General features: G+C 44.6%; 3 protein-coding genes and 1 pseudogene. 1 reads left to right on the top strand and 3 read right to left on the bottom strand.

Annotation, left to right across the window (positions count from 1 at the left end; all coding sequences use genetic code 11):
* The first annotated feature begins 165 nt into the window (after positions 1 to 165).
* Entirely contained in the window at positions 166 to 1,413 is a 1,248-nt protein-coding gene (locus PN462_RS19775; RefSeq protein ID WP_272130557.1) for a glycoside hydrolase family 3 N-terminal domain-containing protein, read from the top strand.
* A gap of 342 nt (positions 1,414 to 1,755) precedes the next feature.
* Here PN462_RS19775 and PN462_RS19780 read toward each other — a convergent pair whose 3' ends face one another.
* The 3 genes and pseudogenes from PN462_RS19780 to PN462_RS19790 form a co-directional block, all read right to left on the bottom strand.
* On the bottom strand, positions 1,756 to 3,780 hold the full coding sequence (locus PN462_RS19780; protein ID WP_272130558.1) for an SBBP repeat-containing protein: 2,025 nt from the start codon (positions 3,778 to 3,780) through the stop codon (positions 1,756 to 1,758).
* Positions 3,781 to 3,828: 48 nt separating this feature from the next.
* Entirely contained in the window at positions 3,829 to 13,395 is a 9,567-nt protein-coding gene (locus tag PN462_RS19785; protein WP_272130559.1) for a S8 family serine peptidase, read from the bottom strand.
* Between the two features lie 170 nt (positions 13,396 to 13,565).
* Positions 13,566 to 14,496: pseudogene (locus PN462_RS19790) on the bottom strand (S-layer family protein); the annotation flags it as partial.

Below are 14,496 nucleotides of genomic sequence, written 5' to 3' on the forward strand. Positions count from 1 at the left end.
GGCTAATAGCTGAAACCCGTTAAAACGGGTTGAGTTAGCATTGGAGAGGCTTCGCCAATGGAGTGTTAGTTTTAAGAGTCGCGGAGTCAAGGCTGATAGCTGAATGTTTACGTTATTTGTTATTGTTTTTTTATTTCTAAGGTATTGTTTTTTATGTCTAAGTTTATGGCGATTGGAATTACGGGGTTTCAAGTTTTGATGACGCTGGCTTTGATTGTGCTTTCGACGCAGTTTAGAAGTCCGAGTTTGGGGAATGTTCGTCCTGTTCTTTTAGTTGTGTTGTTGGGGGGGAGTCCTGTGCTGATTTTTGCTGGGTTATGGCAATTGCGGCGATATCAGTGGCGTTGGCGGAAATTTGCGGGGTTGGGGGTTGTGTTTTTGGGGGTCATTAGTTTGACTATTACAGTGGTCACACAAGCTCAGTTTTATTGGCAAAAGTATCAGGTTGTTTTTAATGCTCCGGTGGAACAGGTTGCCCCGTTAGGAGCGCGTTTTATGGTGGGCTATAAAAATGTTGAAGATGTTATAAGATTGGTGGAACAGCAAGCTATTGCGGGGGTTTTTGTGACGACTCGTAATATTGAAAATCGTTCCTATTTTGCGCTGCAAAAGGAGTTAGAGATGTTACAAACAATACGGAAAAATAAAGGGTTATCCCCTTTATGGATTGCGACGGATCAAGAGGGGGGAATTGTCTCGCGTTTATCTCCTCCGTTAACTGATTTACCTCCTCTCTCCGATGTGGTGGCTAAAGGGGAGACGTTGGAGGATAAAAAGCGGGTGGTTGTTGATTATGCTAAGACTCAAGGACAAGGGTTATCAGATTTAGGAATTAATGTCAATTTTGCTCCGGTTGTGGATTTAAATCAAGGGGTAATTAATCCGCGCGATCGCTATTCTCAAATCTACCGTCGCGCTATCTCTGAAGATAGCACAATTGTCACCACAGTAGCCCGTTGGTATTGTGAAACTTTAGCCCAATTTAAGGTACAATGCACAATTAAACATTTTCCGGGGTTAGGACGAGTTGAAACGGATACCCACGTCGCAGCAGCAGAATTAAATACTCCGATTCAAGTATTAGAAAAAGAAGATTGGCTTCCCTTTCGAGAGATCATGAAAAATGCCGAAGTTTGGACAATGTTAAGTCATGTCAAATTAACCGCTTTAGATGAACAATATCCGGTTTCTTTTTCCCAAAAAGTCATTCAAGGGTTAATTCGAGAGGAATGGGGATATGAGGGAATTTTAATTACAGATGATATTTGTATGAAGGCATTTTACCAAAATCAAGGGAGTATTTATGAAGCGACAAAGCAAGCTCTTGATGCGGGGGTTGATTTCCTCTTAATTGCTTATGATCCGGATTTATATTATCCCGTCATGGCGAATTTATTGAGAGAATTAGATTAAACAGAGAGTGAGAGATTAAATGAAGTATCAGGGGAGATTATTGGAAGGACAATTTTTAAGTCACGGTTTTTATTTAGGATATTGATACTATTTATTGTACATCATATATTGGGATGCGTCGCAGGTCTTATAATTTGGCAGTATGCTTTCTAACGGGATAATACTTGAACGCACGCCACACTCTCCCCAAAAGCAGAAGTAGGGTGTATGCAATAACCCCTACATTGTCTTCTGAAATCTGTTGATTGAGATGACATATTTTGAGCCATTTTTTGTGTGTTTCCTATGGGTATGGGGTAGGGGCGCAATGCTTGCGCCCCAAATACTTACGCCTTCATTCGATTAGAACCCATATTGCAAGTGATCCAGTTCCCAACCCACAGCAGGATCAAAGTTTTTGGTAGTTAATTTAATAGATGCAATTCCACCCTTTTCAACTACTCCAAAAAAGCGGTCTTCACTTGTAACCCCTTGGTCTAAAATTGAAGGCATTCCCGATTTATTGATTACGCCTAAAGAGTTGCCATTCCCATCAAAGGCTTCAAACTGTAAATCCTCCACACTATCGGTCTTAACAATGCCCACATGGGTCGGTAAACTGCCTAATACAGATTCATCAAAGGTAACAGTTAGAGAATCTTCCCAACTCCACCAACTACGGCCATCACTGCCACTGCCGTCAATACTACCATCATCACCATCCACCGAATCCATTTTATGTTCTGAGGGATGAGTTGTCCCGTTATCAATAGTAACCCCTGGTGTATTTAATAGCCCATCTTCAAAGTCTTCTAGATAGAAAGAAGTAAACGTTTCATCTTTAAAGGGACTATCTTCAAAACTGAGATAGGGTGTATCTGGGGCAAAGAATTCTGGGGGTTTTGTGCTTTCTAAGGTAATGGTTGCCCCCGTTACAGGGTCGCTTGTCCCATCTGTCACGGCAGTATTAATTGTGACGGTTTCTGTGTAACCCGTTGCTGGATTAAATTGTAGGTCTTCTAGGACTGCGTTAACTTCATTTGCTGACCCGGTGACGGTCAAGACACCGTTTTCAAAGGTGGTTATGGCATTATTACTGGTATTGCTGGTTAATGTCCCTGCATTGGCATCAGAGAGGGAGAGGGTAATGGTTAACTCGTCCCATAAGTCCGCATCGTTGGCGTAAATGCCGTTGAGGTCAAGAGGAGTATTTTGTTGATAGGTTTGGGTGTGGTTGTATTTGGCCACAAAGGGATCAATCGAACCTGCGTGAGTTTGACTTTCTAACTGACCATTGATTCCTCCTGTGGTGTAGAAACTGCCGTCATTGCCGGATACAACCTGTTTTAAGTAGTCTGACCCCCCAAAGCCAAATTGTTGACTCCAAGAGCGATCGCCGTTGGTATCAAACCCAGTTAACGCAGCATCAATGCCACCGTTGTAAATATTAGCATCTAGGGAGTTGCCAACGTAACCTGTGACAGTCACTTGACCGTGTTCGTCAATGTTAATGCCATGATTAATATCTTTCCCTTCTGTTCCATATTGTTCTGTCCAGAGGAGGTGGCCTTGGGGGTCGTATTTAGCGACAAAACCATCATATTCACCGTTTAAGGTGTGACCCTCTAGACTACCTTGTGTCCAACCTGAAATGTAGGGATTACCGTCAGCGTCTAGTGCGATCGCATACGCTTCATCATGTTCTGGTGTTCCTAATTGACGATTCCAGTCTAAGTTCCCCTCACTGTCGTATTTGGCAATAAAAGCATCATTACTGCCCGCATTAGTTTCTCCATCGAGAGAACCCGGGCTATAACCTGTAATGTAAACATGACCTGTTGCTTCATCGTAGGCTAAATCCCAACCAATTGTACTGGCATTGGTTTCTGATTTCAGTTGTTTTGTCCAAATGGCATTTCCTTCATTGTCCCATTTGATTAACAAGGCATTTGCACCCCCTTGGTCAGTTTCACCGTCCATAACTCCATCGGTATAACCCACACTGTAGAAATGACCAGCGTTATCACTAATGATTTTGTGGAGTTGGTCGTGTGCTGTTGTGCCAAATTGTTTCGACCAAATCAGATTACCACTACCATCATATTTGACTAAAATGGCATCTTTACCGCCTAAATTGGGATGTCCTTCAATTGAACCATGGGTTGAACCAACTGCATAGACATCTCCTAGACTATCGGTTGTTACTCCATACAGTTCATCGGTGTCAGGAGAGTTGAGTTGTTGTGTCCAAAGTGGGTTTCCTGCTTCATCATATTTAGCGATAAACCCATCTTCTAGGTTATAAGAACCCACTACAAAGGCGTTATTTGTCCCATCTACAGCAATATCTCGCGCACTATCATTACCACTACTTCCCAGTTGTCGCACCCACTGTTGGGTCGGTTCAACTTGTAAGGTGGGTTGGGTATTTCCTTCTCAAGCTACACCATATTGAATATGGTCGATTTCACCGCCACGATTTTCATCGGGGAGACTGATTTTTAAGGTAGAAATGCCTTTTTCGTAGCTGACCCCAAGGAAGCGATCTTCACTTGTACCCCCTCCATGATGATTGTCTCCGTAGTCGATGGTTTTCGTACCCAGAGATTGACCATTGACATCCAAGGCTTCAAAAATTACCCGACCTGATCCTAAATTAGTGGTATCGCTTCGCCCTAAATCCGTCAAGGCAAAACCAGCATGGGTGGGGAGTTGTCCAAGGGTTTCTTGATCAAACGTAACTGTGAAGTTTTGCGCCCCAAAAACATACCAGCTACTACCTCCAAGACCACTACCATCAATCGCTCCATCATCTCCGTCAACAGAGTCAACCGAAGTGGGATTACTAATTGAATCAATCTGCAACCCTGTGGAAATGGCAAGTCCTGGAGTATTGAGTTGTCCATCTTCAAAGGTTTCTAGATAGAAAGAAGAGAAGCTTTCATCTTTAAAAGGACTGTCATCAAAGCTCAAATAAGGTGTATCTGGGGTGAAAAATTGGGTTTTTTCTGGCAGACCTGTTAAGGTAATTGTACCCGTTAACGGTGTTCCTGTCCCCACAGTAATTTCACTCGCAATCTCTAAATTGCTGGAAGAATTTGTAGCAGGATTAAACTCTAAATTGGCCAAAAGGGTATTTAAGTCACTCACTGCACCTGTTGCAGTCCAGACTCCTGTTGCTGCATCGTAGGTGGAAGTGACATTACCAGAGGTTGCTGTGGTTAACTGTCCTGCGTTGGGGTCAGAGAGGGTGAGTTTTACCGTTGCTTCTCCATCGGGGTCTGTGACGAGAATATCACTCAAGTTGAGGGGGGTATCCTCATGGTAGGCCAGATGGAGGGTTTGATTGGGTGGGGTGGTGGTGTTTAACAGGACTTCTGGTTTGAGGTCTCCAATAATTAGATCATCTAGTCCAATGCGTTCCGTATTTCCGGGTTTGTGGATGGTGATGCCTGTAAAGGGGGTTTGAATGTCAGTAATGCCATAGAATAAAGCAGAACCGGAGTTTTGCGGCCATGTTCCTTGGAGGGGAATCTTTAACTCGCTGGTTGTGCCGTCTTCGTGGTGTAAGGTAGCAGTAAATGGCCCCCCTTCTGCATCTGTTACCGTGAAACCAAAGGCCGATTGTGGGTTATCAAATTCTAGGGTCAATTCCGTATCATTGTAACTACCTAAGAATTTGTCACCAGAGGTGGGGAACATTCCTCCATTAGTGGTGGTGGGGATATCGTGAATGACTGCATGGCCTGTCAGGGTTGCTTTGGTACTGCCAAAGTCTAAAGTTGTAGGTTGATCTCCATCGTTAAAGTTCTCGAAATTAACGGTTTCAATGTTGTTGAGATTGGCTAAAAAGTCGGCTTTCGCTGCATCGGTGTTAGGGGTAGAATCTAGGCGAATATCATTCCCTTGGGTGTGTAAGTCTTCCCCAAAATAAGTCCATGTCCAGTTATACCCTGCATCTGCTGGTATTTCAACAATACCTTGACGAATCCAATCGGAGTTACTGGGTAAATCATTCCATTGTCCGATTCCAGTATGACCAAATACCCCAAAATCTTCTCCTTCAGGTGTTTCTAGTATATTATTTGGTTCCGGTCCATACCAATTGGTGTAATTTACAGCCTCATCATTAACCCATTTATGGTTTCCTTCAAGAGCATTATAAATAGGACTATCGGTGATCCCAATCCATTCTTGTTGACTATTAGAACCAAATTGACTCATCAACCATTGTTGTTCACTAGCATCATTGACGGTGACTAAATTACCTCCTAATGCTTCTGCTTGTTCCTGTGCGCCTAACCATGTATCGGGAGTGGTCAAAAAGTATTTATTCCCCGTTTCTGGATTGGTATAAATTGTGGGTTCTGAGACAATGGGACTCACAGGGAATTTAGCCAACCAAATATCCTTATCTCCGGCATTTTCACTGCCAAAATTGCCTGTTGTATAGCCTGTAGTGTAAATATTACTACTGCCATCAATTTCGATACCGTAAGCCACTTCTTCCGCATCACTTGTACCGTAGATCGTTGTCCAAATTTTATTTCCTTCACTGTCAAATTTAGCGAGGAAGGGAGCATGACCTAAACGAGGTTGACCATCAATTGAGCCATTAGTCCAACCCGAAAGATAGAAATTACCTTCATGATCAACACGAATTCCAGTGGCGCGATCGCTTCCCGTATCTCCAAATTGCTGTGTCCACAGGGTATTACCTTCAGGATTCAATTTGAAGATGATTGCGTCATATACCCCCTGATTTTCATGTCCTTCTAAAGCACCATTCGTCTCAGCAGCAATATAGAGGTTTCCCGTCTCGTCTAGATCAACACTGACATTGCGAAAACCGTGAGTGAATATCCCCGGACTTTCTGTTCCATCTGTGCCAAATTGCTCTGTCCATATCTGGTTTCCACTAGAATCATACTTAGTCACAAAGATATCAGATTCTCCTGCATTTGCTCCTGCTAGAGAGCCTTCTGTCATTCCCACTAAATAAATATTGCCGTTTTGGTCAACTGCAATATTTCGACCGCGATCATTTACAGTTGTTCCTTGTTGCTGAATCCAAACCTCATTTCCCTCAGTGTCATATTTAGCAACAAAGGCATCAGCATTTCCTTGATTTGTTGCACCAAAATTTCCTTCTGTCCAACCGGAAAGAATAACATTCCCATCGGGGTCAATTTTCAAGCCACTTGAAAACTCTTTATCTGATGTACCAACATATTTATCCCAGAGTAAATTGCCTTCGCTATCCCATTTCACTAATTTATGATCGCCTCCTCCCTGAGTACCAACACCATCCCCATAACCCAAGGCGAAAATATTACCATTTTCATCAACAGCAATCTCTGTATAGTAATCATAGCCTGTTGTTCCTAACTGTTTTGTCCAGACTTTTTGACCGAGATTATTATATTTGGTCATAAACGGGTCTGACGATAACCCTGCGTTGGTATTCTCATCCAAATCACCTTCTGTGCTTCCAATAACATAAACATTTCCTGCTGCATCAGAAGTCAGACCAAAACCGCGATCTTGTGCAACTGTTCCCCATTGCTTGACCCATTCGGGGTTAAACGGTGTATGATTTTCGTTAATCTTAACTTGACTCGTACCATGAGTTCCAATTTCATATTCTCCTGCGGTGAGAGTAAGAGTTACTGTTTCTTCTCCTTCTTGAAATATTCCGTCATACAAACTATTGATAGGAATTGTGGCTAAGGATTGACCCGCAGGAATGACAACCGTTTCCGATAATACTTGATAATCAATGCCATTTTCTGCATCCCCAGACAGACTGTAATTAATCGTCAAATCTTCATCTAAATTTCCTACGCGAGTGACTACAACTTGACCCGCGTTGCCATCTTCTCCCGCTTCATCATCTGTCACCATGAAGTTAACAATGGGTTGCTCTAACGAGTTCGGATCAATTTCGATTATACCGAGGGGATTTGTCCAAGGCTCTCCTAAAATTTCCAACTCGCTCGGCATATCATTCCAATTACCAATTCCCTGAAAATTAGTCTCAAAGAAGTCCTCTCCGTATGACGTATTTTGTACATTATCAGTACGAAAGATATTGGGTGTAAATGTTAATTTTTCTCCATTAACCCAACGATAATTTCCTTCGGTGTTTCCGTAAATTTCACTATCATTTAAACCAATCCATTGGCGACCGATCCCAAATGTTTCATAGAGCCAATCGTTCTCTGCTTGGTCATTAATTGCAACTAAATTCCCTCCTAATGCTTCCGCTTGTTCTTGTGCGCCTAACCAGGTATCTTTTTCACTTAAAATATACTGGTTTCCGGTGTCGGGGTTGACATAGACAAAGGGGCCATAACGAGAGGTGCGGGTACTATTTTCAATGGTTGCTGTGGCACTATTATCTGAACCGACTGCATAAGTCGCGGCATTTGTCAAGTTAATGACTACCGTTTCTTCGGTTTCGCTGTCGTAGTCGTGGTAGGGGACAACGGGGATGGTGGCCGTGGTTGCACCTGCGGGGATGGTGACGGTGTTGGTGAGGGGTAGATAGTCCTCTCCGTTGACTGCTTCTCCTGCGAGGGAGTATTCCACGGTTAATGCTTCATTGGTGTCTCCGGTGCGTTCTACTACGAATTGTGCTGCATTCCCGTCTTCTGATGCTCCTGCGTCGGTTGCACGGAGGGTGACTTGGGGAAGGTTGGGATCATTATCGGTAATGGTGAAAGTGTAGGGGTCACTATTCACCCCATAATCCCCTTCTCCTAACCCAATGACGACGGTTTCTGTTCCCTCATAATGATTATCATCAATGGGTTGAATGATAAGGGTAGAAGAGGTCAAATTCGCAGGAATGGTGACGGTACTGGGGAAGGGTTGGTAGTCTTCCCCATTGATTGCTGTTCCGCTAATATCCAAGTTAACGGTTAAGTCTTCAGAAAGATTCCCGTTTTGACGGGTGATGTTGAAAACTGCGGGAATTCCATCTTCTGACGCATTGGGTAAGATTGGAGTAATGGTGACAGTGGGTTGAGCAGCAACCTCCACCGTCACTGCAACTGCATCAGACACATCCTCCCCATCCGTTGCAGATAGGTTAAATGCAGTCACCGTATCCCCCGCAGTGTCGGGAGTCCAAACCACCGTATCCCCCGGATTAATCATCGTTTCCCCTGGAATGACTGGGACTCCATCTTTCGTTAATGTCCCATTCTCCACAGTGTCCAAGATCAGGGAAATTGCATCCCCTTCCACATCACTCGCACCCGATGCAGCAAGTAAGTCCTCGTAACTGATCTCAAAGGGTTGGACTTCTGTTGCACCCGTGAGGTGTACATCGGTTAATGTGGGTGCATCATTCACCGCAAGTCCGGTGATGTAAATTTTATCAAGAATTGGGGTGGCTAAATTCCCATCCGTCACCGAGGTAGTAATCTCAAAATCCCCGTTGTAATTGGGTGCAGGATTAAATTGTAAATTCCCCAATGCTTGGGTGACTTCTTCTGGTGTCCCTGTCAAGGTTAAAACTCCTTCACTCTTGGAGGTTTCAGTCCCAGTGACTAAACTCCCCACATTGGGATCGGAGAGTGTTAAGACAACGGTAATATTGTCTCCGTCTGCATCGGTGATGGTGATAGGGGTGAGGGTGAGGGGTGTATCTTCGGTGTAAGTTTGATTGTGGTTGAGATCGTCTATTTCTGGTGGAGTGTTGGGTTTTGTCCCATAAAGATTGAGTTTCCAATCCGTCCAATATCCTTTATTGTTAAAAGAGTTACCCGATTGATCGGTGACGGTTAAAGTCCATTCTCCTGTTTCATTATTCCCGATCGCATCTTCTCCCCAATGACGGGCCGAGGTAAAGACCCAGTTATAGGTGTTATCATCTAACTCATAGTCTTGTTGTACTGCATCCGTACCAGTATGCTGTTGAGCAAGGATGGATTTTGTCCCATCGGGTGAGGTGAGGACAATTTCTAAGTCTCCCAAATTACGAGACTCACCATTAAAGACCACTTCAGCCCATTCTACGCTTACATTGTCTTCAGCAGGAATAGTAATTGTTGAGTTGAGGGAGTCCCCATTGTCGGGAATATCCTCAGAAATCCAATCGTAAGCAGAGATTTTTTCCTCTTGGTTGAGAGGAGTCCAATTTTGAGCTAAACTCACTGCTGCTTCTGCATCAACTGCACCAAACCCGTATTTGTGGTTGACGGAATATCCTGCACCGTTTTCTTCCCAGTCCGGATCATTGGAATCGTTTTTCTGAGCAGTTTCCACTAAGATATGTTGGATATCTCGCCAAGTTAAATTAGGATTCGCTTCTAACATCAATGCAACCACACCGGAAACAAAGGGAGCAGATGCCGATGTGCCGCCAAATTGCTCGGTATAATCATTACTATTGTCCCCATCGTCACTATACAAACTGGGGGTGGTGATGCCTAGACTGGAATATTCACCGTTTTCTTGAGTTGTTCCTTGGGAATATGCAGAAACCAGTAAGGATGCACCGGACTCACTATAAGCAGCTAAGGTTTGTTGATTGTTGGAGTCTGTAATGACTTGTTTGGCCTGTTTTCCGGTATGATCTAGGGCAGCAACTGCAATACTTTGACGGGAGTTTGCCAAGCTGTTATAGTTGACATTTCCTCCGTAAATTCCATTATTTCCTCCTGCCATTACAAAGATATTTCCTAACCCATCTCGACCGGTTTCTACGGCCTTTTCTAGGGAGGCTTCACCTAATGCAGGAGTTGAAGTAGTCAGGTCGCCATCTAAGGTGTTAAAGAAACCCAGTCCCCAACTATTATTATAAATGTCGATTTCTTGATTTTTGTGGGCAAATACATCAGCAACTTCTTGATCCTCAATTCCGTCTGCTCCCATGCGTAACCCTGCCCACTGGGTATTTGGCGCGATTCCTGTTCCTCCTTGGTTGTTGTTGTCGCTAATAGCAACTCCTGCTACTTTTGTGCCATGACTATTCAGGGTTTTCAGGTCTAAGGAATAATGTTGTAGGACTCCATCAGAGTTGTCATTGTCGGGATTATTATTAATATTGGAGTCGGTAATTTTTAATTGCCAATCTCCTTGAGCATTCATCCCTTTAAATTCCTCTAATGTTCCCTGAAATGTACCGTCAGGGTTGAGAGAAACCGGAACGGTAACGACCCCTAATTCTGGGTCTTTTTTCATTAATTCAACTTGGAGTGTCTCTAGTTCAGAATGCTCGATTTTTAGGTTGAGTTGTAGGTCTTCAACAGTTGCGTTAACTTGACTGGGGATTTTATAGTAATTAAGCCCCGGCATTGGTTCTGGATAACCATTATTTATATAGTCAGAACCAAACCCTTCATCTAAAATCGGTTGACTGGGTTTATTGAGGGTGAGGGTGGTCTCTAACCACCGAGACCCATAGGGGTCATCTTCATCAAAATCATAGCTTAAATGTTCTAAATAATTGGGGAGTAAGTCGGGATGGCCTGTGAGGGAATAATTCGGATCATCAATTTCAAATCCATTATCCACGACTCCTAAAACAACTCCTTCTCCGGTTAAGTTGTAATTGTCCCAAACGTTGCTAATATTGGCATCAGGGAAGCTATCACTATGTAAATGCCATTGTTGATCATATAACGGTTCATCTTTGGGGGACATCCAATCTACTGCAACATTGACCAACGGATAAGCAAATTCAATTCCCTTTTGCTGGTGTAATTGTTCGGAAATTTCGTGGGGGTCACTTCCTTGGGGGAATTTCCAGATGTAGGTGTTGGGGATGTGTCCCGTTGCTTTGACGAATTCTCCTCCGAATTGGGTGGCTAAGTCTTGGGGAGACTGTCCGGCTTGGACGCTGACGACCCATTCGGTGGTGTGGGATAATGGGTCTGGGTTGTAGTTGTGGAGGTTTTCTGACCGATGAATGGCAGTTTTGACCCGATCCGACAATTCTTGACCTTCCGGGACTGATAACACGGTAAACTCCTCAATTTGTGTCTCCCATGCAACCTGACTCCCATCTAATGCAGTCCCTTTAATGCGATAATTCCCTGGGTCGAGAGTTCCCCAATTTTGCGAAAACCGATAACTGTCCTCACTATAGGGATCAGGGGTAAACTCCGTTGCATCGCTTACATTAACCCACTCTCCCCCATCTTTTTGTAACCAGAAGTCAATTTGCTGTAAGTCCTCAATCCCGTCTAAATCTTGCACTTTCCCGACGACAGAGACGGATTCTGTGGGGTTATAGAAGCGATCGCTAATTAACCGTAACTCATCCGGCAAGAAATTGGGACGGCGAACATCCTCCACAACCAACGGTTCACCCTCGTCATCAATCTCTACAATGGGAAGTAAATCCGTAAAATCCGGTTCAGTTGCTTGGGCCAAATGAATCGCAGCAGCAACATTAATCACCCCTTCCCCGTCCACTTCCGTGGCCGTTTGCTGGATAATCTCCACAATTTGCTGAGAACTTAACCCCGGATTGGCCCCCCAAACTTGCGACACCATCCCTGTCACCTGAGATGCGGCCACACTGGTCCCAGATGAAGTCCCCATATCTTCCCCAACGGTAGAAACCACCGGGTTGTCTTCACTTCCTCCCTCGGCCAGAATATCTCCTCCAGAGACATCATCCCCCGTCGATCCCACTACAATCACATTATCGTAAGTATCAGGCCAAGTTTGACCTGCATCGGGAATAACAATTAAAACCCCCTCCTCCCGGGCCGTATTGAGAGTGTCCTGCATTTCTGGGGTCAACCCATCCCCAATGGGGAAACCAATATTCACCACTGCATTTGGAGACTCGGAAGTTTTTGCAGTCTCGATAAAATCCTGTAGGGAATTGATCCAAGTTTCCCCATCACTGCGACTCACCCAAAGGGAAGTCTCATCATTAATTCCATCAATCCCAATCTCATTATCTTGGGTTGCAGCAATTATCCCTAACTGGTGTGTCCCTGCTTCATTCCCCTCTCCCTCTGCAAGTAAGGGGTTATCATCCCCATCAATATAATCTTTCCCTAAAATTAAACGATCTTGGTCGATATCGGGGTTATTTTCATTCACTCCCGTACTAATCATCCCAATTAAGGGTTGATTTTCCTGGGGAATTTCGGGGGGAGAGTCGGGACGATTCGGGAGAGGGTCATCCCCCACATAACCCTCAGTATAGTCAATGATCGCCTGTCCTAAATCCGTTTCGCGCCAATCGGACTCTCCCTCAATTAAATTATCCAGTAATTCTGCTTTCCCAGTTGCGCCTCGCACTTGGAAAATTAAATCATTATAGTCTTGGTCATACCAACTATGATCAAAGCGCACATCCTCCATGACAAAGGTGTTCCCATCTCCCGTCACATCGGCAATTTGCCCTAAATGGAGGGTATCATCAGGGTTGGCCGTGGAAAGGGAAAATAAGGGTTGTTTTGCTCCTCCCACGCTAGGATTCTCATAGACATCCTCTACTGTTCCATTGGGGACAAGCATAATGCCAAACTGTTCCCCAGACCGCATTTGAACGGTTTTTAATCCTTGATAGTCTCCCTTGTTCCAGTTTTTTGCTTCTCCTAAATCTCCCTCAAATTTTGCTCCCTCACTTTGGTCAAATAAGACCACATGACCTAATTCTGAGTCGCTTAAACTCCGTCGGGCCGCTTCTTCGATAAATTCTTCTGAACCGGGTTCTGCATCCAGTCCTTCTAAACTAAAAATCCCTAATTCAAATTTATATTTCCCTCCATCAAAGAGGAAGTCAATCTCCACTTCTCCACTGTCTCCGACGGTGAAGTATCCCGACTCAAAGGTGGGAGTTTCCTCTCCGGTATGCAACGCAGAGAGGACTTCGGGAAGTTCAACGGGGGTGGGGTCGGGAAGGTCATCTCCCGCATCTATTAACCCACTGGGGGTTAAAATGGGTTCGAGGATGAAAGACTGGATTTGCGGGGATTCTGGGGTTACAGGAGATTGGGTGAATAAGCGTTTCCAGAGTTTCTTGAACATGGTTGTCACCTGTGGGTAAAGGTAGAGTTGTGCAGAAAGTGAGATAAATTGCGATCGCAGTAAACAAGCAACTCCAAGGTCGCTCTAATTATTCTCTAGGAGATGGTGAAATTTTTATGCAGGGAGAAATTAATTGGCAGAGGGGCCATTGATGAATGGCCCCAGAAAAGTTAAGGCCAATTTGGACAGCGTACCGGAAATTCCCAAGAAGAGCGTGGACTAAAATTAGTTGCTGTTTCCGTCAGAATTAACTGGCCTTGCTCATTAACATACCAATCTTGAGCCACCAAAACCTCCCGACTAGGGGTTTCGACTGGGGGGGAAGAATTAATCCCCTCTCCCGTCTCTGTAACCGGAGCAATAGGTTCAACTAGAATTTCACTATCTCCTAATGGTGCAGTGGGATCAGTGGGTAAACCGCGGCCTGCGGTGGTTAACTCATTCCCTTCATTATCTGCGCGTTCTGGACACACTTCCGTCACTTGTTCGGGAGACTCAATGGTGGGGACATCCGTTAACCCTTGGGTGGGGTCAATATCTGGGGTGCGTAAATTGACCTCCCCATTGAGACTAGGATCAAACAGAGAAAAGGCCGTAATATCGTTATTAGGGGTTAATTCTTCCCGCACCTCTAAGCCAAAAATCCCCTCTGCGGTAATATTAATCTGACCCCCGCGACCGCGAAAGGAGTTCGCTGTAATATCACTATTTTGTAACCCCACTAGCGTATCGGTGGTAATCGTAATATTGCCCCCATCTCCCGGTTGATCCTCCGTTCCCGCAGTGGTCGAGATTTGGCTATTATTTAAAAGGCGAATATCACGACCCGTAATCGTTAAATTCCCTCCCTGTCCAGAAGTCGTTTCCCCTGTAATGCGGCCTTGGTTAAGGTCGATGTAATCGCTGCTAATCTGCAAATCTCCTGCATCCCCAGTCCCCAAACTTTCTACCGTGGCACTCCCTTGACTGCCAATAATTAATCTTGGAGTCGTAATACTCACATCACCTGCATTTCCACTCCCTCTCGTCCGTGCAGAAACTCCCCCATTCTCCCCTTGTATCTCCACCCACTCCGACGCATCCACCCTTACACTTCCTCCC

The organism is Spirulina sp. CS-785/01, from assembly GCF_028330525.1.
Lineage (GTDB): Bacteria > Cyanobacteriota > Cyanobacteriia > Cyanobacteriales > Spirulinaceae > JAQMSD01.